At 71.1% G+C, this 26,859-nt stretch carries 27 protein-coding genes; 26 read left to right on the top strand and 1 reads right to left on the bottom strand.

The genetic code is table 11. The features are described 5' to 3' along the window. The 20 genes from AC1ROW_RS18665 to AC1ROW_RS18570 all read left to right on the top strand — a co-directional run bounded on the left by AC1ROW_RS18665 (position 1) and on the right by AC1ROW_RS18570 (position 19,056). Complete coding sequence (locus AC1ROW_RS18665) at positions 1 to 1,512, top strand: family 43 glycosylhydrolase (protein WP_493020611.1); 1,512 nt, start codon at positions 1 to 3, stop codon at positions 1,510 to 1,512. Further along, positions 1,509 to 3,671: a glycoside hydrolase family 3 N-terminal domain-containing protein gene (locus AC1ROW_RS18660; RefSeq protein ID WP_493020609.1), complete on the top strand. Its 2,163-nt coding sequence runs from the start codon at positions 1,509 to 1,511 to the stop codon at positions 3,669 to 3,671. The genes AC1ROW_RS18665 and AC1ROW_RS18660 overlap by 4 nt, the downstream gene beginning before the upstream one ends. Continuing rightward, positions 3,668 to 6,283 (top strand): glycosyl hydrolase family 2 protein, encoded by a 2,616-nt coding sequence (locus AC1ROW_RS18655; RefSeq protein WP_493020607.1) that lies wholly within the window; start codon positions 3,668 to 3,670, stop codon positions 6,281 to 6,283. The genes AC1ROW_RS18660 and AC1ROW_RS18655 overlap by 4 nt, the downstream gene beginning before the upstream one ends. Further along, positions 6,280 to 6,651, top strand: a complete 372-nt coding sequence (locus AC1ROW_RS18650; RefSeq protein ID WP_493020605.1) for a nuclear transport factor 2 family protein — start codon at positions 6,280 to 6,282, stop codon at positions 6,649 to 6,651. The genes AC1ROW_RS18655 and AC1ROW_RS18650 overlap by 4 nt, the downstream gene beginning before the upstream one ends. Before the next feature lie 11 nt (positions 6,652 to 6,662). Next, entirely contained in the window at positions 6,663 to 7,457 is a 795-nt protein-coding gene (locus tag AC1ROW_RS18645) for a TIM barrel protein (protein WP_493020603.1), read from the top strand. Continuing rightward, positions 7,454 to 9,046, top strand: coding sequence for a c-glycoside 3-oxidase CarA (carA, locus tag AC1ROW_RS18640; protein ID WP_493020601.1), 1,593 nt, complete (start codon positions 7,454 to 7,456; stop codon positions 9,044 to 9,046). Before AC1ROW_RS18645 ends, carA begins: the two co-directional genes overlap by 4 nt. Before the next feature lie 38 nt (positions 9,047 to 9,084). Continuing rightward, the gene (locus tag AC1ROW_RS18635) at positions 9,085 to 9,483 is read left to right on the top strand and encodes a C-glycoside deglycosidase beta subunit domain-containing protein (protein ID WP_431347238.1); all 399 of its coding nucleotides are present in this window, start codon (positions 9,085 to 9,087) and stop codon (positions 9,481 to 9,483) included. After that, a complete protein-coding gene (locus tag AC1ROW_RS18630; protein WP_493020598.1) occupies positions 9,480 to 10,601 on the top strand; it encodes a sugar phosphate isomerase/epimerase family protein in 1,122 nt (373 codons plus the stop codon). The genes AC1ROW_RS18635 and AC1ROW_RS18630 overlap by 4 nt, the downstream gene beginning before the upstream one ends. Beyond that, positions 10,598 to 11,641, top strand: coding sequence for a sugar phosphate isomerase/epimerase family protein (locus tag AC1ROW_RS18625; RefSeq protein WP_493020596.1), 1,044 nt, complete (start codon positions 10,598 to 10,600; stop codon positions 11,639 to 11,641). The genes AC1ROW_RS18630 and AC1ROW_RS18625 overlap by 4 nt, the downstream gene beginning before the upstream one ends. 17 nt (positions 11,642 to 11,658) lie before the next feature. Continuing rightward, the gene (locus tag AC1ROW_RS18620; protein WP_493020594.1) at positions 11,659 to 12,444 is read left to right on the top strand and encodes a nuclear transport factor 2 family protein; all 786 of its coding nucleotides are present in this window, start codon (positions 11,659 to 11,661) and stop codon (positions 12,442 to 12,444) included. Positions 12,445 to 12,453: 9 nt separating this feature from the next. Continuing rightward, the gene (locus tag AC1ROW_RS18615; protein ID WP_493020592.1) at positions 12,454 to 12,870 is read left to right on the top strand and encodes a C-glycoside deglycosidase beta subunit domain-containing protein; all 417 of its coding nucleotides are present in this window, start codon (positions 12,454 to 12,456) and stop codon (positions 12,868 to 12,870) included. 38 nt (positions 12,871 to 12,908) lie between these two features. After that, positions 12,909 to 14,126, top strand: a complete 1,218-nt coding sequence (locus AC1ROW_RS18610) for a Gfo/Idh/MocA family protein (protein ID WP_493020848.1) — start codon at positions 12,909 to 12,911, stop codon at positions 14,124 to 14,126. 11 nt (positions 14,127 to 14,137) lie between these two features. Next, positions 14,138 to 15,145, top strand: a complete 1,008-nt coding sequence (locus AC1ROW_RS18605) for a sugar phosphate isomerase/epimerase family protein (RefSeq protein WP_493020590.1) — start codon at positions 14,138 to 14,140, stop codon at positions 15,143 to 15,145. A gap of 5 nt (positions 15,146 to 15,150) precedes the next feature. Continuing rightward, a complete protein-coding gene (locus AC1ROW_RS18600) occupies positions 15,151 to 15,540 on the top strand; it encodes a hypothetical protein (RefSeq protein WP_493020588.1) in 390 nt (129 codons plus the stop codon). 2 nt (positions 15,541 to 15,542) lie between these two features. After that, positions 15,543 to 16,028, top strand: a complete 486-nt coding sequence (locus AC1ROW_RS18595) for a ThuA domain-containing protein (protein WP_493020586.1) — start codon at positions 15,543 to 15,545, stop codon at positions 16,026 to 16,028. Between the two features lie 265 nt (positions 16,029 to 16,293). Then, entirely contained in the window at positions 16,294 to 16,689 is a 396-nt protein-coding gene (locus tag AC1ROW_RS18590; protein WP_493020584.1) for a hypothetical protein, read from the top strand. 140 nt (positions 16,690 to 16,829) lie between these two features. Then, positions 16,830 to 17,135 carry a hypothetical protein gene (locus AC1ROW_RS18585; protein ID WP_493020582.1) on the top strand — a complete coding sequence of 102 codons (306 nt, stop codon included), beginning with the start codon at positions 16,830 to 16,832 and terminating at the stop codon, positions 17,133 to 17,135. Next, positions 17,132 to 18,364, top strand: coding sequence for a Tle-like phospholipase domain-containing protein (locus tag AC1ROW_RS18580; RefSeq protein ID WP_493020580.1), 1,233 nt, complete (start codon positions 17,132 to 17,134; stop codon positions 18,362 to 18,364). Before AC1ROW_RS18585 ends, AC1ROW_RS18580 begins: the two co-directional genes overlap by 4 nt. 9 nt (positions 18,365 to 18,373) lie before the next feature. Continuing rightward, positions 18,374 to 18,724, top strand: a complete 351-nt coding sequence (locus tag AC1ROW_RS18575; protein ID WP_493020578.1) for a hypothetical protein — start codon at positions 18,374 to 18,376, stop codon at positions 18,722 to 18,724. Continuing rightward, the gene (locus AC1ROW_RS18570; protein WP_493020576.1) at positions 18,721 to 19,056 is read left to right on the top strand and encodes a hypothetical protein; all 336 of its coding nucleotides are present in this window, start codon (positions 18,721 to 18,723) and stop codon (positions 19,054 to 19,056) included. Before AC1ROW_RS18575 ends, AC1ROW_RS18570 begins: the two co-directional genes overlap by 4 nt. Before the next feature lie 25 nt (positions 19,057 to 19,081). Here the strand turns inward: AC1ROW_RS18570 and AC1ROW_RS18565 are convergent, their stop codons facing one another. Continuing rightward, positions 19,082 to 20,350, bottom strand: a complete 1,269-nt coding sequence (locus tag AC1ROW_RS18565) for an ROK family protein (protein ID WP_493020574.1) — start codon at positions 20,348 to 20,350, stop codon at positions 19,082 to 19,084. A gap of 227 nt (positions 20,351 to 20,577) precedes the next feature. Here AC1ROW_RS18565 and AC1ROW_RS18560 point away from each other — a divergent pair, with 227 nt between their 5' ends. Genes AC1ROW_RS18560 through AC1ROW_RS18535 form a run of 6 tightly spaced genes read left to right on the top strand, consistent with a single transcriptional unit; the run spans position 20,578 to position 26,852 of the window. Continuing rightward, entirely contained in the window at positions 20,578 to 21,597 is a 1,020-nt protein-coding gene (locus AC1ROW_RS18560) for a VOC family protein (RefSeq protein ID WP_493020572.1), read from the top strand. A 32-nt stretch (positions 21,598 to 21,629) separates the two neighbouring features. Then, positions 21,630 to 22,658 carry a cyclase family protein gene (locus AC1ROW_RS18555; RefSeq protein WP_493020570.1) on the top strand — a complete coding sequence of 343 codons (1,029 nt, stop codon included), beginning with the start codon at positions 21,630 to 21,632 and terminating at the stop codon, positions 22,656 to 22,658. 45 nt (positions 22,659 to 22,703) lie between these two features. Then, positions 22,704 to 23,837 (top strand): FAD-dependent monooxygenase, encoded by a 1,134-nt coding sequence (locus AC1ROW_RS18550; protein WP_493020568.1) that lies wholly within the window; start codon positions 22,704 to 22,706, stop codon positions 23,835 to 23,837. After that, positions 23,834 to 24,817: a fumarylacetoacetate hydrolase family protein gene (locus AC1ROW_RS18545; RefSeq protein WP_493020566.1), complete on the top strand. Its 984-nt coding sequence runs from the start codon at positions 23,834 to 23,836 to the stop codon at positions 24,815 to 24,817. The genes AC1ROW_RS18550 and AC1ROW_RS18545 overlap by 4 nt, the downstream gene beginning before the upstream one ends. Further along, positions 24,814 to 25,611 carry an SDR family NAD(P)-dependent oxidoreductase gene (locus tag AC1ROW_RS18540; protein ID WP_493020564.1) on the top strand — a complete coding sequence of 266 codons (798 nt, stop codon included), beginning with the start codon at positions 24,814 to 24,816 and terminating at the stop codon, positions 25,609 to 25,611. The genes AC1ROW_RS18545 and AC1ROW_RS18540 overlap by 4 nt, the downstream gene beginning before the upstream one ends. Before the next feature lie 17 nt (positions 25,612 to 25,628). Beyond that, complete coding sequence (locus AC1ROW_RS18535; RefSeq protein WP_493020846.1) at positions 25,629 to 26,852, top strand: alpha/beta hydrolase family protein; 1,224 nt, start codon at positions 25,629 to 25,631, stop codon at positions 26,850 to 26,852. The last annotated feature ends 7 nt before the right edge of the window (positions 26,853 to 26,859 follow it).

Genomic DNA, 26,859 nt, shown 5'->3' with positions numbered 1-26,859 from the left:
ATGACCGACGCTCCACGGTCCGCTCCCGACCTCGGGGACGGGACCTTCCGCAACCCCGTGCTGCCGGGCGACCGGCCCGACCCGGCAGTTCTGCGGGTGGGTGACGAGTACTACCTGACGTACTCGTCGTTCGACGCGTCGCCCGGGCTGACGGTCTGGCGCTCGCCGGACCTGGTCAACTGGACGTTCGTGACGTGCGCGCTGGAGCGTCCGCTCACCACCGTGTTCGCGCCCGACTTCATCGAGCACGACGGCCGCTTCTATCTCTACATCCCGTTCATCCCGAGCGCCTGGTCGGACGCGATCGCCGAGCCGCAGATCTGGGTGACCCACGCCGACAGCCCGGAGGGGCCGTGGTGCGAACCGGTGTTCACGGGGGTCTCCGGCGCGATCGATCCCGGCCACGCGGTGGGGGAGGACGGCGAGCGCTACCTCTTCGTCAGCGGCATCCGCCGCTGCCGGCTGAGCCCGGACGGTCTGCGCGCCGTGACGCCGCTGGAGCAGGTCTACGACGGCTGGCGGTACCCGGACGAGTGGATCACCGAGGCGTACGCGCTGGAGGGTCCGAAGCTGTTCCGCCGCAGCGACTGGTTCTACCTGGTCAGCGCGGTCGGCGGCACGGGCGGGCCGGCCACCGGTCACATGGTGATCGTGGCGCGCTCGCGTTCCATCCACGGTCCCTGGGAGAACGCGCCGGGCAACCCGATCGCCCGCACCTGGTCGGACGGTGAGGCGTGGTGGTCGCGCGGGCACGCGACGATCCTGGACGCGCCGGACGGCTCCTGGTGGATGGTGTCGCACGGCTACGCGAACGGTTTCCGGACGCTCGGGCGGCAGGCGCTGCTCGAACCGATCCACTGGACGGAGGACGGTTGGCCGGTGGCCGGCGCCTCCGACCTCGGTGCACCGCTCGCGAAGCCGGCCGGAACCTCCGCCCCGGTCGCCGTCCCCGCCCCCTCCGACGACTTCGCCGCCGCGGCCTGGGGCGAGCGCTGGGTCTTCGACAATCCGGGCCCCGACGAGCAGGGCCGCGCGCGCTTCGCTGCCGGCCTCGTGCTCCGCGGGAAGGGCACGTCGCCCTCCGACAGCTCGCCGCTGACCACCTGGGCGATGGACGAGGCCTACGAGGTCGAGGTGGAGGTCGAGGTGCGCGAGGGCGCGACGGGAGGGCTGCTCCTCTACTTCAACGACCGCCTGTTCTACGGAATGGGCTGGGACGGCGCGGCGATGGTGAGCTACGCCGGCGGCGTCCGCACGCATTGGCGTGAGCCCGCGTCGCCCGGCGACATCATCCAGCTCCGCCTCCGCAACGACCGCCACATCGTCACCGGCTGGCACCGCCGTCCGGGCGGCGAGTGGACGCGGCACGGGGTCCGCTACGACACCTCGGGGGCGCACTCGGCGACGATCAATGACCTCAAGAGCCTCCGCCCCGCGCTTTTCGCCGCGGGCGACGGCGACGCCGTCTTCAGGCGGTTCCGGTATCGCCCGCTCGACGGGGAGGCGCGATGACGGTCGACATCGAGGCACTCGTCGAGCGCATGAGCTGGGAGCAGAAGCTCCTCCAGCTCCAGATCGTGTGGCGGCCCGACTCCGCCGAACGCGAAGCCCTGCTCCGGCGCGGCATCGGCTCGACGTTCTGGCCGCCGAGCGCGGAGGAGACGAACGCCGCGCAGCGGATCGCAGTGCACGAGACGGAACTCGGCATCCCGCTGCTGGTCGGGCTCGACGTCATCCACGGGCAGTTCACGATCTTCCCGACCCCGCTGGCGCAGGCCGCGAGCTTCGACCCGGCGGTGGCCGAGCTCGATGCCCGCGTCTCCGCGACCGAGGCGCGATCGGCCGGAGTGAACTGGACGTTCTCGCCGATGGCGGACGTGACGCGCGATCCGCGCTGGGGACGGGTGGTCGAGGGCTTCGGCGAGGACTCCTACCTCTCTTCTGTGTTCACCGCCGCGAAGGTCGCCGGCTATCAGGGCAGGGACCTCGCCGCGGGCGACGCGCTCGCCGCCTGCCTCAAGCACTTCGTCGCGTATGGGGCCGCTGAGGCCGGACGGGACTACAACACGACCGACGTCTCCGGACGCCGGCTGCGCGAGACCTACCTCGAGACCTTCCGGGCGGGCGTGGAGGCCGGGGCGGCGACCGTGATGGCCGCCTTCAACGCGCTCAACGGCATCCCGATGCACGCCAACCGCGAGCTGCTCACCGGGGTGCTGAAGGAGGAGTGGGGCTTCGACGGCGTGGTCGTGGGCGACGCCGACGGCGTGGCCCAGCTCGTGAACCACGGCATCGTCGCGGACGAGCGCGGGGCGGTGATCGCTGCGATCGAGGCCGGCGTCGATGTGATCATGGGCGGCTCTCTGCTGGTCGATGCCGACGGCCTGGCGCTGGTCTCGTCCGACGAGCTGTCGGTCGCGCGCGTGGATGACGCGGTGCGGCGGGTGCTCCGGCTCAAGCAGTGGCTCGGTCTGTTCGAGCACCCGTACGTCGAAGCCTCGGGTGGCGCCGCCACCCAGCGCTATCGCGAGCTCGCCCGTCAGGCCGCCGAGCGCTGCACCGTGCTGCTGACGAACGGCGGTGCGCTGCCGCTGCCGGCGTCGGGCCGGATCCTGCTCGCCGGACCCTACGCGCGCAGCCTCGACCACCTCGGCGCGTGGGTGCAGCACTTCGCCTCGCCGGTGCGGGAGAGCCTGGCCGACGCGCTCGGGAGCGAGCTGCCCGGCGTCGACTGGGACGTCGTCGAGGGCTGCGGGTTCTTCGACGCGACCGACGTCGCGCTGGCCGAGGCCGTGGAGCACGCCACAGGAGCCGACCTGGTCGTCCTGGCCGTCGGCGAGCCGAGTCGGATCTCGGGCGAGGCGAGCTCCCGCTCCGACATCACCCTCCCGGAGGCGCAACGCCGGCTGATCCACGCGCTGGCGGACGCCGGCGCCCGCGTGGTGGTCGTGCTCGCGACCGGGCGGCCGCTCGTCGTGGAGGACTGGGTGGAGCGCGTCGACGCCCTCCTCTGCGTCTGGCACCTCGGCACGGAAGCGCCCGCGGCGATCGCCGCGACCCTCTCCGGGCGGGCGAACCCCGGCGGGCGCGTGCCGATGACCTTCCCGCGCGCGGTCGGCCAGGTGCCGATCCACTACGACCACGAGCGGACCGCCCGGCCGCCGCGGACCGGCGGCGCGCTGCTCGCCGGCGGCCCGATCGCGGAGCTCACCGGACCGAACAACACCGACGACTACTACACGTCGAAGTTCCTCGACCTCCCCCTCGGCCCGCGCTTCGACTTCGGGCACGGTCTCAGCTACACGCGCTTCGAGCTCGACGGGTTCGCGCTGTCCCGCGAGGTCGTGCGCGCCGACGAGCTGGAGGCCGGGGTCGAGGCGAGCGTCATCGTGCGGAACACCGGCGACCGGGCCGGCGACGACGTCGTGATGCTGTTCGTCACCGACGACGTGGCCTCCGTCAGCCAGCCGGTCCGCCGGCTGCGCGGCTTCACCCGGGTGACCCTGCAACCGGGCGAGTCCACCCGGGTCGGCTTCCGGATCGACGCCGACGACCTCCGCTTCTGGGCCGACGGCGAGCGCCGCGTCCTGGAGCCCGGCGACTTCACCGTCAGCGTCGGCGACGGCAGCGGCGAGCAGCGGCTGACCCTGCGATTGGAGCACACCGCATGACCCTCGACCGACTCCGCGACGCCGTCGCCGGCGCCGTCCCGAACGCGATCATGCCGCTGTTCTGGCAGAAGGGCGCGCCCATCGAGGTGGTCCGCGAGGAGATGGAGCGCATCGGCGACGCCGGGATCGGCGCCGTCATCCTGGAGGCCCGGCCGCATCCCGAGTTCCTCGGCGACGGCTGGTGGCGTGACGTGGACGCCGTGCTCGAGATCGCGCGGCGCCGCGGGATGAAGGTCTGGTTCTTCGACGACGACACGTTCCCGACCGGACACGCCGGCGGTGCGGTGGAGTCCGCGCCCGCGGAGCTGCGGCGGCGCTTCCTCAGTGAACGGCACACCGACGCGGTCGGCCCGGCGCGCGGAGCCTCCTTCATCGTGGAGCGCCGCAAGTTCTGGGGGCCGGAGGCCGCCCAGGACCCGGGCGAGCTTGTCCGCGTCCTGGCCTACCCCCGTGCCGAGGACTCGGGCGAGCTGATCGGCGACCCCGTCGACCTGACCGACCGCATCGCGGACGGCGTGCTGCACTGGGACATCCCGGACGGCTGGTGGCGCGTGTTCTTCCTGTCGCTGGGGGAGGGCGGCAGCGAGCGGCACGCGCGCCACATCGACTACCTCGACGGCGCCTCGACGCAGCTGCTCGTGGACACCGTGTACGAGGCCGTCCACGCGCGCTATGCCGCCGAGTTCGGAGACACGATCGCGGGATTCTTCAGCGACGAGCCGGGCCTCTACAACGACCCGGACACCTTCGACTTCGACTCGGCGCTCGGCAAGGCCGTGCCGCTGCCCTGGAACGACCTTGTCGCCGAGCGGCTCACCGAGCGTCTCGGCGCGGACGCCGCCGCACTCCTCCCGCTGCTCTGGTGGCCGGCCCAGGGCCGCGAGCGGGAGGTCCGCTACGCCTACATGGACACCGTCTCCGGGCTGTACTCCGAGAACTTCAGCCGCCGCCTCGGCGCCTGGTGCCGCGAGCGCGGGGTGGAGTACATCGGGCACATCATCGAGGACAACGGCGCGCACGCGCGGCTCGGACCCGGCGCCGGGCACTACTTCCGGGCAATGGCGGGGCAGGACATGGCGGGCGTCGACATCATCGGCGGCCAGGTCGTCCCCGGGTTCTCGCGCGGGCCGTTCGGCAACCTGTCCGGCGCGGCCGCGGGGGAGTTCTTCCACTTCGGCCTGGCCAAGCTCGCGTCGTCCGCCGCGCACCTCGACCCGCTCAAGCAGGGCAGGTCGGTGTGCGAGACGATCGGCGCCTACGGCTGGTACGCCGGGCTCCGGCTGTTCACGTGGCTCACCAACCACCTTCTGGTGCGCGGGGTGACGCACGTCGTTCCGCACGCGTTCTCGCCCGCGCCGTTCCCCGACCCGGACTGCCCGCCGCACTTCTACGCGCGGGGGCAGAACCCGCAGTACCCGTACCAGCACCTGCTCAGCGCGTACACGAACCGGCTCAGCCACCTGCTGCAGGGCGGCGTGCACGTGGCGCCCTTCGCAGTGCTGTACCACGCCGACGCGGAGTGGCTCGGCGACGCGATGCCGTCCGAGCATCCGCTGCGCCTGCTGATGGAGGCCCAGCTCGACGCCGACATCGTGCCGGCCGACGCGCTCCCCGACGCCGGGGTGGGCGGCTCCAAGCTGGTCCTCGGCGCGGAGACGTACGACGCGCTGATCGTGCCGGGCAGCGCCTTCGTGCCGGAGCACGTCGCGCGCGAGTTGCTGCGGCTCGACGACGCCGGGGTGCCGGTGGTCTTCGTCGGATCGGTGCCGGAGGTGTCCGGAGGCGGTGACCCCGGCGCGCTGCGGCTCCGATTCCGGCAGGTGTCGCAGAAGCGCCTCGTCGACGCGGCGGCCGGGATGACCGATCGCGCCGTGCGGCTGGAACGGTCCGCGCCGTCGCTGCGGGTGCTGCGCCGCGACCTCGGCGACGCGGACGCGATCATGCTGGTGAACGAGTCGGTGCGGGACAGCGTTCGCAGCGGAGCCACCCTCCCGCGCGCTGGCGAGGTCGTGGCGTTCGACGCCTTCACCGGCGCGCTGACCGCGGTGCCGGCCACGACCGGCCGCGCTGGCACGCGGGTGGACCTGGACCTTGCGCCCGGCGCCGCGACGGTGCTCCTGGTGGGGTCGCCCGCCGCGTGGGAGGGCCTCCCGGTCGAGCCGTTCGCCGAACGCGGGGCGACGGCGGAGCTCGCGCCGGCCTGGTCTGTCGCGCTCGCGCCGGCGGGCGAGCCCGGGTTCGCCGACTGGCGGACCCTGGGCGAGCTGCGTCCGCTGAGCGATCCCGACCTGCTGCCGCGGTTCAGCGGCACGGCCCGCTACACGGCGATGTTCGACGCGACCGCCGCCGGTCTCCCGCACACCCTCGACCTCGGGGCGGTCTTCGAGCTGGCGACGGTCCGGCTCAACGGCGTCCACCTCGGCACCCGGATCGCGCCGCCGTACGTCTTCGAGGTGCCGGAGGGCGTCCTCGCCGCGACGAACACCCTGGAGGTCGAGGTGACCGACACGCTGGCCAAGGCCCAGCCCGACTTCTTCTCCGCCTTCGCGCAGCAGGACCCGAGCGGCCTGCTCGGGCCGGTCACCCTCGTCTCGCGGAAGGAGCCGGCATGACCGACCGGCGCGCCGACTTCGAGCGCTTCTGCGACCTCTTCTACACGCGCAAGCGCGTCGCCGAGGCTTTCGCCTTCCTGGTCTCCGACGAGTACCGGCAGCACAACCCGAACATCCCTGACGGCCCCGCTGCCGCGGTGGCGGCGCTGACGCCGAAGTTCGACGGCAGCCCGGACGCGCGGTTCGAGCTCCAGCGCATTCTCGTCGACGGCGACTTCGCGATGGTGCACGTCAAGGCTTCCCGACCCGGCGCACCGGACGCCGCGGTCGCGGACATCTACCGATTCGAGGACGGCCGGATCGTCGAGCACTGGGACGTGCTGCAGCAGGTTCCCGCGCATGCCGCCCACGACCACCCGATGTTCTGAACAGGAGAACCATGTACCAGCTCGCACCCAACATCGAACTGCTCTTCACCGAGGCCGGCGACTACCACGACCGCGTGCGCGCGGCCGCGGCGGCGGGCTTCACAGCCGTGGAGATGTGGGGCCCGACCGGCGTCGACGCCCCGGCGACGCCGAAGGACCTCCCCGCGCTGAAGGCCGCCCTGGAGGAGACCGGGACGGCGCTCACCGCCCAGCTCTCCGAACCGCGCACCCAGTTCATGATCCCGCCATGGGACCACTCCGAGTTCTACCGCAAGCTCGACGAGGGCGTCGCCATCGCGCAGGACCTCGGCTGCCCGCGCATCGTCGTCGGCAGCGGCACGGGCTTCGGCGGCTGGAAGCGCCAGGTCCAGCTGGACAAGCTGATCGAGATCTACCAGAAGGCCATCGCGCAGATCGACGGGTCGGGCATCACGCTCGCACTGGAGCCGGTGAACGTCCGGGTCGACCACCCGGGCTCCCTGCTCGACCGCACAGCGGAGGCCGTGTATGTCGCGCGCGGCGTCGACTCGCCGTTCTTCGGCGTGCTCTACGACATCTACCACTCGGCCGTCGAGGGCGAGGACATGGCCGCGGAGCTGGCGAACGCGGGCGACCTGATCGCCTACGTGCAACTCGCGGACGCCCCGGGCCGCGGCGAGCCGGGATCGGGCCACCTCGACTGGGCGGAGCGGCTGGGCATCCTGCGCGCCTCCGGCTACGGCGGCCCGATCGGGCTCGAGTACTACCCGACCCAGGAGTCGGCGGCCTCCGTCGCGCTCATCCGCGAAGTGGCGGCCGCGGCATGAGCCGGTATCCCGAGGCGGTCGACGTCGCGATCGTCGGCAGCGGGCCGACCGGCGCGGCCTACGCGCGCATCCTCAGCGAGGAGGCGCCCGGCGCGACGATCGCGCTGTTCGAGGTCGGCCCCACCGTCTCCGACCCGCCGGGCGCGCACGTCAAGAACATCGAGGACGCCGCGGCGCGCGCCGACGCGCAGGAGCGCTCGGAGGGTCCGGGCGCAGGCGCCGACACGGTGAGCTCGCCCGGGGCCGTGACGGCCGGCCAGCGCCGCGCCCGGCCTGGCACCTATCTGCTGGAGGAGGGCTTCCAGGAGCCCGGGGAGGACGGGATGCCCGTCGTCGCCTTCTCCAGCAACGTCGGCGGGATGGGCGCGCACTGGACGGGCGCCTGCCCGCGACCCGGCGACAGTGAGCGCATCGCGTTCCTGCCCGACCTGGACGACCTCCTCGATGAAGCGGACCGGCTGCTCGGCGTCACCACCGACGCCTTCGACGGCGCGCCGTTCACGGCGCTAGTGCGCGAGCGCCTCGCGGCGGCCGTGGACGACGGCAGGCCGGCCGCCCGGCGCGTGCAGCGGATGCCGCTCGCGGTGCACCGCCGCGACGACGGCCGGCTGGTGTGGTCGGGTTCGGACGTGGTGTTCGGCGACGCGACCCGCGCCAACGAGCGCTTCGCGCTGTACGACGACTCGCTCGTCACCCGGGTGCTGCTGGAGGACGGCCGCGCCGCGGGAGTCGAGGTCCGCGACCGGCGCACCGGCGAGGTCCACACGGTGCGCGCGCGCTTCGTCGTGGTCGCCGCCGACGCGCTCCGTACGCCGCAGGTGCTATGGGCCAGCGGCATCCGCCCGGCCGCGCTCGGCCGGATGCTCAACGACCAGACGCAGATCGTCTACGCCACCCGCATCCGCGATGCCGCAGCGGTGGCCGCGGCTGCGTCGGAGGCCACGACCTCCGGAGGCTTCGGCGCCGACGAGATGATCGACGGCCCGATCAGCGAGCAGAGCGGCGTCAGTTGGGTGCCGTTCACCGACGCGGTGCCGTTCCACGGCCAGGTCATGCAGCTCGACGCCTCGCCGATCCCGCTCGCGGACGACGACCCGGTGGTGCCGGGCTCGATCGTCGGCCTCGGCCTGTTCTGCGCCAAGGACCTGCAGTGGGACGACCGCCTGGAGTTCAGCGACGACGAGCGCGACTGGTACGGGATGCCGGCCATGCGGATCCACTACCGGCTCACCGACCGCGACCGTGCGGCGGTCGAACGCGCGCAGGACGAGATCGTCACGCTCGCGAAGGCGGTCGGCGACCCGATCGGCGACCGGCCGTTCACCATGCCGCTCGGCGCCTCCCTGCACTACCAGGGCAGCGTGCGGATGGGGGAGACCGACGACGGCCGCAGCGTGTGCGGGCCCGACAGCGAGGTGTGGGACGCCCCCGGCGTCTTCGTCGCGGGCAACGGCGTCATCCCGACGGCCACGGCCTGCAATCCGACGCTCACCTCGGTGGCGCTCGCGGTGAAGGGCGCCCGCCGGATCGCGCGCGAACTCGCCGCCCGTGGTGACGAGGTCTTGTCTTTTGCAGCAAATCAACATTAGTGTGTAGAAACACGGAATAAGTAGTCAAGGAGGACTTCGTGATCCCCGATCGCATCATCGAGCAGGGAACGCTCAGGACCACCGGCACGCGTGCCGCGGTCGACGTGCGCATCCCCTGGTACCGTGCGCTCCCGGCGTCCTGCATCGCAGGCGCCTCCCTGTCCATCGACGGCGTGCCCGCTCCGGCCGAGACCCTCCGCTGGGAGCTCAACGGACAGGAGCGCACCTTCGCGGAGATGAAGGACGACACCGAGTCGTGGTGGTTCCCACTCGACTCGGCCGTGCTGTCCGGCGACCTGCCGGTGGCGGCGGACGGCCGCGAGCACGAGGTCTCCGTCGACCTCACCGTGTACATCCCGTACATCGTCATCGGCGACGACGAGGTGCTCCACATCGAGGAGCACGACACCAAGACCATGAAGGCGGTGACGGCATGAGCGCCGCAGCAGCAACCACCCTCGGATCGCCGATCCAGGGCGTGACCCTCTACAGCTTCACGCGCGCCTTCCACGGCCGCGAGTACGACCTCGACGGCCTCATCCGCAAAGTCGCCGCGGAAGGCTACGGCCCGGGCCTGGAGATCATCGGCTTCTCCAGCTTCCGCGGCTTCCCCGCGATCGACGACGCCTTCGCCGGCAAGTTCCGCGACCTGGTCGACGAACTCGGGCTGGTGACGACCTCCCTCGCGATCAACGCCGACATCGGCATCCACCGCGACCGCCTGCTGAACCAGGACGAGCTGATCGAGTACATGCGGCGCCAGATCGAGGCGGCCGCCAAGCTCGGTTTCCCGATCGCCCGCGTGCAGATCTCGATCACGCCGGACTCGATGGCCGCGCTCGCGCCGATCGCGGAGCAGTACGGTGTCACGCTCGCGCTGGAGGTGCACGCCGACCAGTACGCGTCGCACCCGCGCATCCTCGCCCTCCGCGACCGCTACGAGGAGGTGGGCTCGCCGTTCCTCGGCTTCACCGCCGACTGGGGCGCCACGACCGTCGGCTTCGCGCCGTCGCTGCTGGAGGCCTACCGCCGCCGCGGCGCCACGGACGAGTTGCTGGGCAAGGTCGTCGACCTGTGGAACGAGTTCTACGAGGCCGGGCCGCCCGCCGACCAGGCCGACCACGGGCAGCGCTTCGGGCGCTTCATCGCCCTCGCCGCCCAGAACGGCCGCCCGGACCTGGGCATCGACCTCGGCATCAACGGCACCGGCCTGTTCGGCCCGGCGCGCGTGGACGACTGGCTGGAGATCATGCCCTGGATCAAGCACGTGCACGGCAAGTTCTTCGGCATCGACGAGAACGGCGAGGAGCCGTCCGTCCCGGTGCGCGACCTGATCGCGCTGCTGGTGCGCAACGGCTACAACGGCGCGATCTCCAGCGAGTACGAGGGCTGGCACTGGAACTACTGGCAGTCGCCGTTCGAGATCATCCGTGACGAGCAGGCCGTGCAGCGCTCAGCCGCGCAGGACGCCGGGAGCCGGATGGTCACCGACGCAGCGGAGGCTCGCACGCAGCTGAAGAACTGGCTGCCCAGCACCGAAGGAGCGAAGGCATGAGCGACACGACCAACGACGGCATCGCCGGAACCGGCATCGAGCCGGGCACCACGCTCTACTCGATGACCAGCGAGTTCGCCGCCGGCCTCTACACCCCCGAGACGCTGATCGCCGCGGTGGCCGAGAACGGGATCGGCCCTGGCGTGGAGTTCAACATCGCCCAGCTGCTGCGCACCTACCCGGACGTGGACGACGAGTTCGTGAAGCTCTGGTTCGACTCCCTGGAGAAGTACGGCCTGGAGCCGAGCGCGGTCGGCACCAACCTCGACATGGGCCGCCGCAAGGACCGCGACATGACGCCGGACGAGGAGCACGACTTCCTCGCCCGCCAGCTGAAGACCGCGCACACGCTCGGCTTCAAGCGGGTGGTCATCCGCTCGGCCGGCCGCGAGCTGCTGCGCAGCCTCCTGCCGCTGGCAGAGAAGTACGACCAGCGGCTCGGCTACGAGATCCACGCGCCGCAGGGTCCGAACGACCCCAAGGTGGTCGGCATCCGCGAGCTGTACGAGGAGCTCGGCAGCGACCGGCTCGGCTTCACCGCCGACTTCTCGTCGACCATGCACAGCCTGTCGCCGACGCTGCTCGCGCAGCTGGCGAAGATGGGGATGGACGAGAAGCACTTCGCGGTCATGGACGAGATCTGGCACGAGCCGACCCCGATGCACGTCCGAAACCAGAAGTTCGAGGACTACCTCACCGGCGAGGGCGTCGACCCGGTCGGCTTCGGGCCGTTCACCCGGTTGGCGTTCAACATGCACGGGCTGGTGCCGCCGGAGGAGTGGCTGGACATCATGCCGCAGATCTTCCACGTGCACGCCAAGTTCTACGACATCGACGCGGACGGGCAGGAGCCCGCGATGGACATCCCCCGCATCGTGCGCCAGTTCGTCCAGGGCGGCTACCGCGGGTTCCTCTCCAGCGAGTGGGAGGGCCACGCCTTCCAGGACCTGGGCGAGGCCGACCCGATCGACCTCGTGAAGAGGCAGCACGCGCTCATGCGGCGCACGATCGAGGACGCCGTCGCCGGCGTCCCGGCCTGAGGGCGGTGTCGAGCGAGATGTCGGACGCCGTCACCGAGGGGACCCTCTCCGAGCTCGCCGCCGAGGTAGCGCGACTCCGCGAGGAGGTCGCGGCCGCTCACGGCCTCGCCCGCCGCGCGGCCGACCGCGGCGAGATCGAGAACCTGTTCAACCGCTACATGTTCCTGCACAACGCCTTCCAGGACGAGCGGATCATCCCGCTCTGGGTGAAGGAGGGCACGGAGGGCATCCGCGCCCGGTACACCAACGCCGGCCAGTACACGACCTGGGAGAGCGTCACCCGCTATCACCGCGGCCGTCCGTCTCCCGAGGGCAAGCTCATCCTGCACGCCACCACCACGCCCGTGATCGAGGTCGCGGGCGACGGCGAGACCGCCAAGGGAGTCTGGATCATGGCCGGCACCGAGTCGGGCCTGACCGACCCGGAGGTGGCCAAGGGCAGCCCCGACTTCATGTACTCGCCCGGCGAGGTGCAGGGCAAGAAGGTCTGGGCGCACTGGGTCTGGTGCAAGTACGCCATCGACTTCCTGCGTCAGGACGGCGAGTGGCGGATCTGGAAGTTCCGCTGCTACGAGCTCGCCCGGGCGCCGTTCGAGGAGAACTGGGTGAGCTTCGGCGAGAAGAACCAGGCCGCGTTCGACCTCGACCTGATGTACTTCGGCGACGACGGCAAGCCGGTGTTCATGCCGCCGGCCGACGAGCCCGTGCCGAGCGAGAACCACCCGTACAGCCCGTCGGCCGTGCAGAAGCTGGAGCCGGAGCCTCCCGCGCCGCACGACACGTTCGTGGACACGTTCAAGTAGGAGGACCCGATGGCCACTCACAACTCCCTGTTCTCCGAGAAGGACGTCCGGCGCACCGACGACGGCGTCGCCGTCTCGGTGCAGCTGCCCTGGTACCGCAGCCTCTGGCTGTCCGCCGTGGACGACGTCGCCGCGACCGTGGGCGGCGTCGCTATCCCGCGCGACGACCTCCGGTTCGTGTTGAACGGCCGCAGCTACCGCGTCGAGGAGCTGCCCGAGCAGTCCGAGACGCTCTGGTTCGTGGCGGACCGCCCGGACGTCGTGATCCCGCTGGGCCACGCGCCCGCGGCGGGCGAGAAGCTAACCGTGGAGGTCGTGCTCACGATGCGCCTGCTCTACATGCAGATCATGCCGGGCGTCGACGGCGGCCCCGGCCGCTACGTGACCAACCGGGTCCCGGTCGAGCGCGAGCTGGTGCTCGCATGACCGCAGGTCATCAGAGCGGGCACCCGCTCCGCGTGGCCATGATCGGCTACGGCTTCATGGGCGCTGCGCACTCGGTCGGCTGGCGACAGGCGCCGCGGGTCTTCGACCTGCCGGAGGCCGTGGAGCTCGCCGTGGTCGTCGGCCGGAACGAGCAGGCCGTCGCTCGGGCAGCCGCCAAGTGGGGCTGGGCCGAGCACGCGACCGACTGGCGCGAGGTGATCGCGCGCGACGACATCGACCTGGTCGACATCGTGACGCCCGGCGACTCGCACGCCGAGATCGCGATCGCTGCCCTGGACGCGGGCAAGCACGTCCTGTGCGAGAAACCGCTCGCCAACTCGGTCGAGGAGGCCGAGGCGATGGCAGCCGCCGCGGAGCGCGCGGCCGAGCGCGGTGTGCGCGCGATGGTCGGCTTCACCTACCGCCGCGTGCCCGCCGTGTCCCTGCTGCAGGACCTGATCGCGCGCGGGACCATCGGCGAGGTGCGGCAGGTCCGCGCCGCGTACCGCCAGGACTGGCTGGTCGACCCGTCCGTGCCGCTCGGCTGGCGCCTCCAGAAGGAGCACGCGGGCTCGGGCGCGCTCGGCGACATCGGAGCCCACATCGTGGACCTGACCCAGTTCGTGACCGGCGAGCGCGTCACGCGCGTCTCCGGGACCGTCGAGACGATCGTGACGCAGCGCCCCGTCCTCGGTGAGCGCTCGGGCTTCACTGGCAGCGCCACGGGCGAACTCGGGGAGGTGACTGTGGACGACGCCGCGATCTTCACCGGCCGGCTCGACGGCGGCGCGCTCGTCTCGTTCGAGGCCACCCGGTTCGCGACCGGCCGCAAGAACGCGCTCGCCATCGAGGTGTCCGGCACGGACGGCGCGCTGGCGTTCGATCTGGAGCGGCTCAACGAGCTGCGCTACTACGACCGCACGGCGCCCGCCGAGCTGCAGGGCTTCACGTCCATCCTGGTCACCGAGCCCGAGCATCCGTATGTGTCGGCCTGGTGGCCGCCCGGGCATATGCTCGGCTACGAGCACGGGTTCTCGCACCAGGTGGTGGACTTCGTGACGGCGATCGCGCACGGCACGGAGCTCGACCCCAGCTTCGCGGACGGGCTGGCGGTGCAGCGCGTGCTCGCCGCTGTCGAGGAGAGTTCCGCCAAGGACTCCGCCTGGGTCGCGGTCGAGGCTCCGGTCGCGGTCGAGGCTCCGGTCGCGGTCGAGGCGCCGGTCGCGGCCGAGCCCGCGGTTCCGGCGAACGTGTAGAGGAGACGACGATGACCCGACCGATCACCCTGTTCACCGGCCAGTGGGCCGACCTGCCGTTCGAGGAGGTGGCCAGGCTCGCCGGCGAGTGGGGCTACGACGGCCTGGAGATCGCCTGCTGGGGCGACCACCTGGACGTCTCCCGCTGGGACGACGCCGCCTACGTGCAGTCCCGGAGGGACATCCTGGAGCGCAACTGCCTGAAGGTGTGGACGATCTCCAACCACCTCGCCGGCCAGGCCGTCTGCGACGACCCGATCGACGAGCGCCACCGCGACATCCTGAACGACCGGGTGTGGGGCGACGGCGACCCGGAGGGCGTGCGGCAGCGGGCCGCCGAGGAGCTGAAGCTCACCGCCCGGATGGCCGCCGCGCTCGGCGTGAAGACCGTGACCGGCTTCACCGGCTCCTCCATCTGGAAGGCGGTGGCGATGTTCCCGCCCGCCTCCGACGAGTGGATCGGCGCCGGCTACCGCGACTTCGCCGACCGCTTCCACCCGATCCTCGACGTGTTCGAGGAGGTCGGCGTCCGGTTCGCGCTGGAGGTGCACCCCTCCGAGATCGCCTACGACTACTGGACGGCGAAGGCGACGCTGGAGGCGATCGGCCACCGGAAGAGCTTCGGCATCAACTTCGACCCGTCGCACTTCATGTGGCAGCAGCTGGACCCGGTGGCGTTCGTGCTCGACTTCGCCGACCACATCTTCCATGTCCACGTGAAGGAGTCGGTCACCAACCTGGACGGCCGCAACGGCGTCCTCGGTTCGCACCTGCCCTGGGCGAACCCGCGCCGCGGCTGGACGTTCGTGTCCACCGCGCACGGCGAGGTCCCGTGGGAGCCGATCTTCCGCGCCCTCAATTTCATCGGCTACACCGGCCCGACCTCGGTCGAGTGGGAGGACGCCGGCATGGACCGCCTCCAGGGCGCGCCGGAGGCCATTGCCTTCGTGCGCGAGCTCAACGCGATCACCCCGCCCGCGGCGGCGTTCGACGCGGCGTTCTCGACCAAGGCGGACTGACGGCCGTGCCCGATGTCCCCGGGAGGCTCAGCGCGCTCATCCTCTCGGGCCACATGACCCGCGAGCACGACAACGAGCACCGCAGCTTCCGCCAGCACAACCAGTGGATCACGACGCTGCTGGAGGACACCGGTCGGTTCCGCGTCCGGGTGGTGGAGGACCCGCGCGGGCTCGGGGCCGGCATCATCGACAAGTACGACGTGGTGATCGTCGTCTTCGAGGGCCACGACGGCTACCACGACAAGGCCGTCGGCTTCGGGCCGGAGACCGACGCGGCACTGCTTCGCTTCGTCCGGGACGACGGCAAGGGCATCGTCTGGTTCCACGGTCGGCCGCGCAGGAGGACGACTGGGGCTACCCCGACGAGTACAACACGCTGCGCGGCTCCCGCCTGACCGTGGCCGGCGGCCTCCGCCCGCGGCCGTGGGGCGAGGCACAGCTGGACACCGTCGAGCCGCGCCACGCGATCACCGACGGCATCAGCGCGCGCTGGACGGTCACCGGCGACGACATCCTCACCGGCGTGGAACTCCTCGACGGCGCGCAGGTGCTGCTCACCACCTACGACGACCTGGAGTCCTACGAGAAAGCCCCCGTTTGGCCGATGTCGCACTACCCTGTCGCGATCCCGACCGAGGGCATCGCGGCCCTCCCCGGCATGAACACCGACCAGCCGATCGCCTGGATCAACGAGTACGGCGCCGGCCGCTCCTTCACCATCACGATCGGCCACGACATCGACACCTTCCGCCGCATCGAGTTCATCCGCATGTTCCCGCGCGGAGTGGAGTGGGCGGCGACGGGGGAGGTGTCGCTGGAGGGTCCGGACCGGAGAGGGGAGCGGCGGTTCCTGCCGTGGCCGTATTACGGCGGGGAGGGGTAGGTGTGAACGTCCGGGTGATCATCGAGACGGAACCGGGTCCGGCGTTCGTGTGAACCACCGGAACGCCCCCGACTCTTACTGCCGCTGATTCCCAGGGAAGGCGCGCCCGAGACGGTCGCCGATGCCCCCGTGGCCCGCGGCCCGATCGCGCGCTTCCACTCGCCAGGCGTCCTGTTGGGTAGAACGACGCGTCTTCCCGTGAGACGGATCACCTCCGTCTGTCTGTGATTTCGCGTTTCTTCGATTGACGCGGAAGGGGGTGCACATGCGGGTGGTTCGAGTGGTCAGCGCCGTGCTGCTGGGCGCGGTCCTGGTCGTCGGTCTGACGGCGTGTTCCCCGATACGAAATCGGCTTATGACACCCGACCCTCCCGTCAAAGAGCAGCAGCGTGCGTCCGCGTTCTACTTCCGCGACAGGTACCAGCCGAACGTCGAGAAGGTCCGGTTCACGCAGGATGGCGGCCGGCCAGGGCTCGGTGCATCGTGGCGAGCAAATGCGATCGCGACAGTCGCGGGCAGTGACTATTACGTGATCATCAGCCCGTCGCTCGGCCCATCGTTCGTTGGCGGGACTGGCGTGCCGCCTGAAGCGCCGACGCCTGCTCCGCATCTTCCACTGACGGTTGTCTACAGCGATGGGATGTCGGAGGTGATCGAGTGACGACCGCCGCAACTCGGATGAAGAAAGCGCATCGCGGGAGCGGGACGCGACAGCGACTAACTCGAGCGGTGAGCACCGTCCTTCTGGCCGCTGCTCTGATTGTCGGCCTGACGGCCTGTTCGTTGATAGGAGATCGCCTCATGACACCAGACCCCCCGGTCAAGGAACAGCAGAGAGCATCCGCGCTCTACTTCCGCGACAGGTACCAACCGAACGTCGAGAAGGTCCGGTTCACGCAGGACGGCAGCAGACCGGGGCTTGGTGCGCCTTGGTGTGCGAACGCCGTGGCCACAGTGGAGGGCGGCGACTACTACGTGATCATCGGGCCCGACAGCGGTCCCGCGTTCGTTGGCGGCACTGGCGAGCCCCCAGACGCGCCGACGCCCGCCCCGCGTCTCCCACTGATGGTGGTCTACAGCGACGGAACATCGGAGGTGTTCGAGTGACGACCGCCGAAGAATACATGGACCTTGCAAGCGAGGCCTACCGTCTGGACCGATTGATCAAAGACCCTCCGCTGGCCAAGGATGAAAGGTTCAGGGCCGGCCCCGAGGGGCACGAGCAGCGATACCAGGTGATCGACACCGCCGATCACCCCGCCAACGGCTTCCAGGCCATGGCGGTCGCGCCGCTCGTGAACGGTGTCCCTGACCTCTCCCACATCGTGGTCTCCTACGCCGGCACGAACCCGAATCATCGCGCCGACGCCGTGGAGGACATCGTGACGATCGTCGGCGGCACGCAGGGCCCGCTGAGTCAGGTCGCCGACGCGAAGTGGTTCGCGCAGCGGGTGCAGGAGGCGCATCCCGACGCGTCCATTTCGACCGCCGGGCATTCGCTGGGCGGGTTCCTCGCGTTGCTCGTGGCCGCGGAGAAGGGCTGGGACGCGACGACGTTCAATGGGCCGGACCCGTGGGAGTGGTTGTCGCCGGAGGCGAAGAAGCGGCTGGAGGCCGAGAAGCGCGCGGGCCGCACGCGGCTGCACAACTACGTGAACGAGTGGGACGTGATCGGCAACCTCTACGCCCACCGGACGGGCGCCGCCGACATCGTCGCGGACGTGCCAGGCCGCGGCGTACTGGACTATCACAACATCGGAAAGGACGGCGCGTTCACGTTCGCGCCGGACGGTTCTATCGTCGGAGCCGGCGCGAAAGGCCGTCGCCTGGAGGACATCCTCGGGAACCTGTTGGACACGCTCGCTCCCGGGTCATCGGACGCTGTCTCCCCTCTGCTGCTGGGGCTGGCGGGTATCACGCGCAACCCGGCGGCGATGAGGTCGCTGGCGAAGAACGTGTCCGGGGCACTGGTGGCGGTCAACACGGTCGCCGCCTTCGGCCTCGCCGCGAGCATCGGCAGCACCGCGGTCGCGCTGCGGGAGATCAAGCGGGCCAACGGACGGATCGTGCAGCGGATGGAGGACGGACTGCTGGCGGCGCAGAACGCCGCCGCGGTCCTTCCGACGATCACCGCCTATGACATAGAGCGCTGCGTCGATCGGCACCGCCTGCACGTCCACCAGAACGTCGACAAGGACGTCGTGCGCGCCGTCGATGAGCGGGTGGACCGCCACATCGTGCGGGTGGGCCAGCTCAGTGAGGGCATCTCCCAGACCGTGCGCAACACCCTTGCGCAGGACGCCCAGTGGGCTGTCACCTTCGGACTCGGCGGGTAGGGGAGTCGCATGATGGATCCCGCAGATTTCGTGCAGGAGCTCTTCGACGGCGTCAACCGCGAGATACAGACCGGTGTCCACGAGGTCCAGGACTGGATCGAGGGCCTGGTCCACGGCGCAGCGGTCCAGCTTCTGGACAGCCTGCTGCCACCGATCGTCCACGCCAAGAATGCCGAGGTGAAGATCAGCGAGTCCGCGATCGTGGTGCCGGCGAGCACCGGCATCGGCCTCACCTTCGGTGGCGCCGACCTCGGCAACACCGTCCTCGCCGGCGCGGTCGCGGACACCGTGAAGCGCGGCCTCGAGGAGCTGAAGGCGCAGGGCGACTATGCCGAAGGAGTGAACAGCATCGCATGGTGAGCTACCGAACACTGTCCGAGCTGGAGGACGCCCACGACCAGGAGCGCAGGACGGCGCAGCGGAGAATCGAGACGGCCGACCAGTACCTCGGCCTCTACCGCTCTCGGATGTTCCAGGTGCGCGAGACCTTCTACACTCTCGGCGCTCGCGAAGGCGTGGCCGACGACCCGGCGTTCCGGCAGGAGCTTCAGCGCGTCTCGGACACCGCTGACGAGACGGTCGCGTACGCCGGCCGCAAGATCGGCGAGCTGGAAGAGGAGTACGACGCCTTGCTCCGCGAGCAGGAGGAGCAGCGCGACCGCTTCCTGGCAGAGCGCGACGACAGCTACTGACGGCACTCGAGCGGGTCCGCGCCCGTCAGGCCGCCACCCCTTTCACCCGCTCGATCGTCGGCCGCCCGTCCGCGAACCAGCGCGGGAAGGTCACCTCGAACAGCTCCTCGATCGCCAGTTCCGCGCCCCCGCGCAGCGGCTCCCGCTCGTCCCCGATGGATCGCACGATCGACAGGTCGCGCGTCGCGAGCGGCAGCGACAGCTCGTACACCCGCTGCCGCACCTCGGCGAGGAAGATCTCTCCGGCCGACGACACCGCGCCACCGACGACGATGACGCCGGGGTTGAACATGTTGACCAGGGCGGCGATCGACTCCCCGATCAGGCGGGCCGAGCGCTGGACCAACGAGATCGCGAGCGCGTCGCCGTCCTGCGCGGCGATCGCGACGGCCTCCGGGGTGATCGCCTCACCACGCTCGACAACGCCGGCGAGGATGCCGCCCGCGCCCTCGTCGAGCGCGAGCTGCGCGTCGCGCATGATCGCCCAGCCGGACGCCTCGGCCTCCAGGCAGCCGACCTTGCCGCAGCGGCACACGGCAGTGGAGTCGCGCACCCGTACGTGGCCGATGTCACCCGCCGCCCCGTTCGCGCCGCGGTGGATGCGGCCGTGCGAGACGAGGCCGGCGCCGATGCCGCTGCCGACCTTGCAGTAGATGAGGTCCACGTTGTCGTCGCGGCGGTGGCTGCGCTCCGTCAGGGCCAGCAGGTTCACGTCGTTGTCGACCCACACCGGCGCCTCGAAGCGCTGCTCGAAGCGGCGCCGCACGTCGAAGCCGTTCCAGCCCGGCATGATCGGCGGCGCGACGGGGGAGCCGGTCTCGAAGTCCACCGGCCCCGGCACGCCGACCGCGACCGCCCAGACCGGGCGCGGCGCCTGAGCCGCCAGGAGCTCGTCGATCATCTCGAGCGCGCGGTCGATGGTCTCCGCCGGGCCGCGGCCGATGTCCCACGCGCAGTGCGCCTCGGCCTGCACCTCGCCGTCGAGGGAGGCCAGGCCGACGCGGATGTGGAGGGCGCCGAGGGCGCAGATCACGATGGTGCCGCGGTCGGCGCGGAAGCGGAGGGTGCGCGGCGCGCGGCCGCCCGACGAGGGGCCGTAGTCGCCGTCCTCCAGGAAGCCCATCTCGATGGCCGCCTCGACCCGCTGGGCGACGACGCCGCGGCCGAGCCCGGTCAGCCGGCCGATCTCGGGGCGGGTGTCGGCCTCGCCGGTCCGGACGAGGTTCACCACGCGCAGCAGGCTCATGACCTCGTCGGTCTGCGCGCCGAATCGGAGTGCGGAATCCCTAGCCATGCTTGATTCTGACACAACCTCGGCGCGGAAAAGGTAGAACGAGGCATCACTTGAGCCTCGTGCACGGCCACCTTGCGCCGCACTACGACGAAAGAAAGAACGATGCCGACCTAGGAAATCAGTCTCATCGATTCCCGGCATAGCCGATACGCGGTTCCCTGATGCCGACGCGATCTCGATAGTAGAGACCGGGCAATCACATTCGCCCTGTCTGGAAAGGATCAAGGATGATCAAGCTTCTCTCCCACCTGTCGTATGTGGAGATCACGTCCCCGGATGTCGAGGCGTCCGTGAAGTTCTACGAGGAACACGTCGGCCTCACCGTCGTCGGCCGCATCGACGGCTCGGTGTACCTCCGCTGCTGGGGCGACTACTACGCCTACTCGCTCGTCGTGTCACCCGGCCCGCAGCCGTCGCTCGTGACGATGGCGTGGCGCACCTCCAGCCCGGAAGCGCTCGAGGAGGCCGCGGCCCGCGTGGAGGCCGCCGGCGTCCAGGGCGAGTGGATCGAGGACCTGCACGCGATCGGCCGGGCCTACCGGTTCACCGGCCCGTGGGGGCACTCGATGACCCTGCACTGGGACGTCACCCGCCACCAGGCCCCCGGCCACGTCGCATCGATCTACCCGGACCGCCCGGAGAAGCGCAGCAAGGTCGCCGGCGCCCCGCGCCAGCTCGACCACGTGACCATCGCGACCAGCGACGTGGACGCCTTCGCGCAGTGGTACAACGACGTGCTCGGCTTCCGCATCATGGCGCGCACCGTCCTCGACGAGGCGCCGATCTCGATCTTCTCCGTGCTCACCACCAACGAGAAGTCGCACGACCTGGGCGTCGTCCTCGACGGCTCCACCGCCGCGGGCCGGGTCAACCACTACGCGTTCTGGGTCGACACCTACGAGGAGCTCCTGATCGCGGCCGACACTCTGATGGAGAACGGCGTCCCGATCGAGTACGGCCCCTCCATCCACGGCATCGGCGAGCAGACCTTCCTCTACTATCGCGAGCCCTCGAGCCTCCGCATCGAGCTGAACACCGGCGGCTACCGCAACTATGTGCCGGACTGGCAGCCGAACACCTGGAAGCCGTCGCTGGGGTCGAGCAACTTCTACCGAAACGGCGCCATGCCGATGTCGATGACGGAGTCCTTCCCGCCCGCGGACGGCCCGAGCGCGACGGAGGAGGGCGTGCCGGACGAGATCAAGGAGGCGCTGCTCAACCCGTACGCCGTGCAGGGGCGCGGCTGACGATGGCCGCGCCGAGCGGGGCCGCACCGAGCATGGCCGCACCGAACACGGCCGCACCGAGCATGGCCGCACCGAGCGAGGACCCGGCCGACCTGGACCGTCAGGACCCGGAGGCGGAGATCGCCGCACGGGCCGAGGCCTACCGCAACTGGGGACGCTGGGGTGAGGACGACGTGCTGGGCACGCTCAACCTCATCGACGCGTCCACGCGGACGAGGGCGGCCGCCCTCGTCCGCGAGGGCATCGCCGTGTCGCTGTCGCAGCCGTTCGACATGAACGGGCCGCAGAAGGGCTGGCGGCGGCGCACCAACCCGGTGCACACGATGCTGGACACCGGCACCGACGCCGAGCGCGCCAACCAGGGCTTCCCGCACGGCATCGGCGGCGCGGACGACGTGATCGCGATGCCGCTGCAGTGCTCCACCCAGTGGGACGGCCTCGGCCACATCTTCGACCACGGCTACGCCTGGAACGGCCGCCGCGCGGGCGACGTGGTGACGAGCGACGGCGACCTGGTCACCGGCATCGAGAACGCCGCGGACGCCATCGTGTCGCGCGGCGTGCTGCTCGACGTCGGCCGCCACCTGCGACCGGAGACGGGCGAGCTCGAGGACGGCTACGCGATCACCGCGGACGACCTCCGCTCCTGCGTGGAGGCGCAGGGCGCGACAAGCGCGGTGCGCACCGGAGACATCGTCCTGGTGCGCACCGGCCAGTACGCACGCGCCCGCCGCGACGGCTGGGGCGAGTACGCGGGCGGCCCCGCCCCCGGGCTTTCGCTGACCACCGCCGGCTGGCTGCACGACACCGAGATCGCCGCGATCGCCACCGACACCTGGGGCTTCGAGGTGCGCCCGAACGAGTTCGACGTCCCGGCCTTCCAGCCGCTGCACCAGGTCGTCATCCCGAACCTCGGGCTCACCATCGGTGAGATGTGGGACCTGGAGCAGCTGGCGGACGAGTGCCTGCGGCTCGGGCGCTACGAGTTCCTCCTCTCGGCGCCGCCGCTCCCGATCACGGGGGCCGTCGGCTCGCCGGTCAACCCCATCGCGCTGCTGTAGCGTCGCGCGCAGTACGCATCCCGCAGAACAGAGAGGTTCTCCCACATGACCGCCGTCAGCAAGGTCGCGATCGCCGGAAGCGGTGTCGCCGGTCTGGCCACCGCCATCCAGCTCGCCAAGGCCGGAGTCCAGGTCGACGTCTTCGAGGCGAAGCCCGAGCTCAGCGCCCTCGGCTCGGGCATCACGCTTCAGGGCAACGCCCTGCGCGCGTTCGGGACGCTCGGCGTCTGGGACGACGTGCAGGCGAAGGGCTACTTCTTCGAGGGCCTGACGCTGCGGGCGCCCGGGCCGGACGCGCCGGTCGTCGCCGAACTGCCGGAGGTGAAGACCGGCGGACCGGACTACCCGGCGACCGGCGGCATGTACCGTCCCGACCTCGCGCGCATCCTGCTCGATCACGCGGAGACCGCGGGCGCGACCGTCCAGTTCGGCGCGAAGGTCACCGGCGTCTCGGAGAGCGCCGACGGCGTCGCCGTGGAGGTCGACGGCAGCCCCGCCGGGACCTACGACCTCCTGGTCGGCGCGGACGGCCTCAACTCGGCCGTGCGCGAGCTGATCGGCATCGAGACCAAGCCCCAGCCGACCGGCATGGGCATCTGGCGCTCGTTCGTCTCCCGCCCGGCGTCCGTCGAGCGCAGCGAGCTGTACTACGGCGGCCCCGTCTACATCGCGGGCTACACCCCCACCGGCGAGGACACCATGTACGCCTTCCTGGTCGAGCCCGCGCAGGAGCGGGTCGGGCTCACCGACGAGGAGGCGGTGACGATCATGCTGGAGGAGTCGCAGGCCTACGGCGGCCCCTGGAACGACATCCGCGCCGACCTGCAGGCGGGCGCGCACGTCAACTACACCTGGTTCACCCAGCACGTCGTCCCCGCCCCGTGGAACCGCGGCCGCTCGGTCGTGATCGGCGACGCCGCGCACAGCTGCCCTCCCACGATCGCGCAGGGCGCGGCGCAGGCCCTGGAGGACGCGCTCGTGCTGACCGAGCTGCTGATCGCCGCCGACACCGTCGACGACGCGCTGTGGGACGCCTTCCACGCCCGCCGGGTCGCCCGCGCCCAGGCCGTCGTGGAGGCCTCCGTGCAGCTCGGCCAGTGGCAGATCGACCACGACCGGGAGGCCGACGCCCCCGGGCTCATCTTCGGGATCGCCCATCGGATGGCGGAGCCGGCATGAGGATCGCACGGTGGAGCACGCCGCAGGGAGTCGTGGGCGAGGGGTTCGTCATCGGTGTGCGGGTCGTCCCGTTCCCCGACGGCCTGACCGTCGCCGACGTGCTCGCGCGCGGGCTGGACGAGGCGCACCGTGTCTCCGCCCGCGTGCGCGACGAGGACGGGATCGCGCTCGCCGAGGTGCGTCTGCTCGCGCCGCTCGTTCCCGCCGCGATCCGGGACTTCGTGGCCTTCGAGGAGCACGTGGAGGGCGTCAGCGCGTCGGTCGACGGGAAGAGCGAGGTGGTGCCCGAGTGGTACCAGGCGCCGACGTTCTACTTCACCAACCCGCACACCGTGCTCGGCCCCGGTGAGTCCGTGCGGCCTCCCGTCACGGCCCGCCTCGACTTCGAGCTGGAGGTCGCCGCGGTCGTCGGCGGCGCGGGTGGAGCGAACCTGACCCCCGCAGACGCCGCGTCGGTCATCTTCGGCTACACGATCATGAACGACTGGTCGGCCCGCGACCTCCAGTCCCGCGAGATGAAGGTGCGCCTCGGCCCGGCCAAGGGCAAGGACTTCGGCACCAGCCTCGGCCCGTGGATCGTGACCGCGGACGAGCTCGAGCCATACTTCGACGGCGACGGCTTCCTTGCGATCCGCGCGGAGGTCTTCGTGAACGACGAGCGGATCGGCCACGACCTGGTGTCGAACATGGGCTGGCCGTTCCCCGAGCTGATCGCCTACGCCTCGCGCAACTCGCGCGTGGTGCCCGGCGACGTCCTCGGCTCGGGGACGACCGGCAACGGCGGCTGCCTGGCCGAGCTCTGGGGGCGCCGCGGCGAGCTCACTCCGGCGCCGCTGGCCGAGGGCGACACCGTGCGGATGGTCGTGGAGGGCATCGGCGAGCTGGTCGGCGCGGTCGGCGGCGCCGAGGCCGCGCCCGAGCTTCCGGCCGCGCGCGTCCGCTCGCGTGCCCGGACGCGCGAAGAACCGGTCGCGCTATGACGTCCGCCGCCGGTTGGGGCGCGGGTCTCGACGGCACGACGGTCGTCGTCACCGGCGCGGCCCGCGGTCAGGGCGCGGCGGAGGCCGACCTGCTGGCCGGGCTCGGCGCGAACGTCGTCGCGACCGATGTGGTCGACCCCGACGGCCCGCTCGCGGCGGGGATCGACTTCCGCCGCCTGGACGTGACCGACGAGGACGCCTGGACGGAACTCGCGGGAGACCTCGCGCGCTCGCTCGCGGGGGCGCCCCTGCGCGGCCTGATCAACAACGCCGGCGTCACTCACCGTGCGGGCATCGCGGCGACCGAGCGCGCCGATTGGGATCGCGTCCTGGCGATCAACCTCACCGGCCCCATGCTCGGGATGCGCGCGCTCGCGCCGCTCATGGGCGCGGGGTCGGCCATCGTCAACGTCGGCTCGGTCGCCGGGCTGACCGGGCACTACACCGCCGCCTACACCGCCTCCAAGTGGGGCCTGCGCGGGCTCTCCCGGGTCGCCGCCGCCGAGTTCGGCCCGCGCGGCATCCGGGTGAACACCATCCATCCCGGTTTCATCGAGACCCCCATGACCGCGAACGCGCCGGACGCCATGCGCGCGGCCCAGCTCGACCTGACGCCCCTGGAGCGGCTCGGCCGGCCTGCGGACGTCGCCGGCGTCGCCGTGTTCCTGCTTTCGGACGCGGCGGCCTACCTGACCGGCGTCGACCTGCCCGTCGACGGAGGGTTCGTCTCCTCCGCCGGGGCCAAACACCTCGCCGACCGCATCGCGGCCGGCGCCACGATCACGACGACGTAAGGAGTCCTCCCGTGTTCATGTACTTCCCCACCAACTACGTGTGGAGCCTCGCCGTCGTCGCGACCCTCAACAACGGCGGCTTCATCGACGAGGTGGACCGGGCGTGCAAGCCGGTGCTGCTCGCCTCCCAGAACGGCGACGACGCCGGAACGGCCGAGCTCTACGCCGCCTGGGCCGCCGTCGCCGACCGTCTGGTGGCGAAGGCGGCCGACGACGAGGCCGCCGGCCGCCGGATCGGCGCGGGGGAGACCTACTACCGGGCGTCGCTCTACACGTCCCAGGCCGAGCGCCTGCAGTCGCCGCGCTGGGAGGGCCGCAACGCCGCGTACCAGAAGTCGATCGACCTCCTGCTGAAGCACGTCGAGCTGAGCCGGATCCCGCTCACCCGGGTCGAGGTCCCCTACGAGGGCTCCTCCCTGCCCGGCTACTTCCACCGCGCCCCCGGCGACGGGCCGCACCCCGTGGTCATCCAGTGGAACGGTCTCGACTCGACCAAGGAGATGATGTACTACTCCGGCTTCCCGCGCATGCTCGCGGAGCGCGGCATCTCCACCCTGATGATCGACACCCCCGGCTCCGGGGAGGCGCTCCGCCTGCGCGGTCTCACCGCCCGGCACGACACCGAGGTGTGGGCGGCGGCGATCGTGGACTGGATCGAGGCGAACGCCGGCGAGCTCGGCGCCGACACCGACCGCGTCGGCATCGTCGGCTGGTCGCTCGGCGGCTACTACGCCCCGCGCGCCGCGGCCTTCGAGAAGCGGCTGAAGCTCGCCGTCGCCTGGGGCGCCAACCACGACTGGGCGGCCGTGCAGGAGGCCCGCCGCAACCGCGAGGGCGAGAACCCGGTCCCGCACTACTGGGACCACGTGTTCTGGGTCTGGGGCGTCGACTCGATGGAGGCCTTCATCGAGAAGACCGCAGGAATGCACCTCAACGGCGTGGCCGAGCGGATCACCGTGCCCCTGCTGATCACCCACGGCGCCGGCGACCGCCAGATCCCGGTGCGCTACGCCCACGAGACCTACGACCAGGCGGTGAACAGCCCGCGCCGCGAGCTGCGCGTCTTCGACGACCCGGAGGGCGGCACCGAGCACATCTCCATCGACAACATGCCGTACGTGGCGGGGATCATCGCGGACTGGATCGCGGAGACGTTCGCCACGGTGGACGGCTCGGAGGTGTCGGAACCCGCGGCGGCGGATCCCGCGGCGGCTGTGCAGCTGTCGACGACGTCATCCTGAACTGCGT

This window comes from Leifsonia sp. GW821-FHT13C09, assembly GCF_058806435.1.
The sequence above is the reverse complement of the archived record's forward strand: the minus strand, read 5'-3'. Positions and strand labels throughout refer to the sequence as shown.

Excerpts from the sequence above, each read along its gene's own strand:
- AC1ROW_RS18665 (WP_493020611.1), top strand. The coding sequence starts at position 1 with ATGACCGACGCTCCACGGTCCGCTCCCGACCTCGGGGACGGGACCTTC.
- AC1ROW_RS18660 (WP_493020609.1), top strand. The coding sequence starts at position 1,509 with ATGACGGTCGACATCGAGGCACTCGTCGAGCGCATGAGCTGGGAGCAG.
- AC1ROW_RS18655 (WP_493020607.1), top strand. The coding sequence starts at position 3,668 with ATGACCCTCGACCGACTCCGCGACGCCGTCGCCGGCGCCGTCCCGAAC.
- AC1ROW_RS18650 (WP_493020605.1), top strand. The coding sequence starts at position 6,280 with ATGACCGACCGGCGCGCCGACTTCGAGCGCTTCTGCGACCTCTTCTAC.
- AC1ROW_RS18645 (WP_493020603.1), top strand. The coding sequence starts at position 6,663 with ATGTACCAGCTCGCACCCAACATCGAACTGCTCTTCACCGAGGCCGGC.
- carA (WP_493020601.1), top strand. The coding sequence starts at position 7,454 with ATGAGCCGGTATCCCGAGGCGGTCGACGTCGCGATCGTCGGCAGCGGG.
- AC1ROW_RS18630 (WP_493020598.1), top strand. The coding sequence starts at position 9,480 with ATGAGCGCCGCAGCAGCAACCACCCTCGGATCGCCGATCCAGGGCGTG.
- AC1ROW_RS18625 (WP_493020596.1), top strand. The coding sequence starts at position 10,598 with ATGAGCGACACGACCAACGACGGCATCGCCGGAACCGGCATCGAGCCG.
- AC1ROW_RS18620 (WP_493020594.1), top strand. The coding sequence starts at position 11,659 with ATGTCGGACGCCGTCACCGAGGGGACCCTCTCCGAGCTCGCCGCCGAG.
- AC1ROW_RS18615 (WP_493020592.1), top strand. The coding sequence starts at position 12,454 with ATGGCCACTCACAACTCCCTGTTCTCCGAGAAGGACGTCCGGCGCACC.
- AC1ROW_RS18610 (WP_493020848.1), top strand. The coding sequence starts at position 12,909 with ATGATCGGCTACGGCTTCATGGGCGCTGCGCACTCGGTCGGCTGGCGA.
- AC1ROW_RS18605 (WP_493020590.1), top strand. The coding sequence starts at position 14,138 with ATGACCCGACCGATCACCCTGTTCACCGGCCAGTGGGCCGACCTGCCG.
- AC1ROW_RS18590 (WP_493020584.1), top strand. The coding sequence starts at position 16,294 with ATGCGGGTGGTTCGAGTGGTCAGCGCCGTGCTGCTGGGCGCGGTCCTG.
- AC1ROW_RS18585 (WP_493020582.1), top strand. The coding sequence starts at position 16,830 with ATGACACCAGACCCCCCGGTCAAGGAACAGCAGAGAGCATCCGCGCTC.
- AC1ROW_RS18575 (WP_493020578.1), top strand. The coding sequence starts at position 18,374 with ATGATGGATCCCGCAGATTTCGTGCAGGAGCTCTTCGACGGCGTCAAC.
- AC1ROW_RS18565 (WP_493020574.1), bottom strand. The coding sequence starts at position 20,350 with ATGGCTAGGGATTCCGCACTCCGATTCGGCGCGCAGACCGACGAGGTC.
- AC1ROW_RS18560 (WP_493020572.1), top strand. The coding sequence starts at position 20,578 with ATGATCAAGCTTCTCTCCCACCTGTCGTATGTGGAGATCACGTCCCCG.
- AC1ROW_RS18555 (WP_493020570.1), top strand. The coding sequence starts at position 21,630 with ATGGCCGCACCGAACACGGCCGCACCGAGCATGGCCGCACCGAGCGAG.
- AC1ROW_RS18550 (WP_493020568.1), top strand. The coding sequence starts at position 22,704 with ATGACCGCCGTCAGCAAGGTCGCGATCGCCGGAAGCGGTGTCGCCGGT.
- AC1ROW_RS18545 (WP_493020566.1), top strand. The coding sequence starts at position 23,834 with ATGAGGATCGCACGGTGGAGCACGCCGCAGGGAGTCGTGGGCGAGGGG.
- AC1ROW_RS18540 (WP_493020564.1), top strand. The coding sequence starts at position 24,814 with ATGACGTCCGCCGCCGGTTGGGGCGCGGGTCTCGACGGCACGACGGTC.
- AC1ROW_RS18535 (WP_493020846.1), top strand. The coding sequence starts at position 25,629 with ATGTACTTCCCCACCAACTACGTGTGGAGCCTCGCCGTCGTCGCGACC.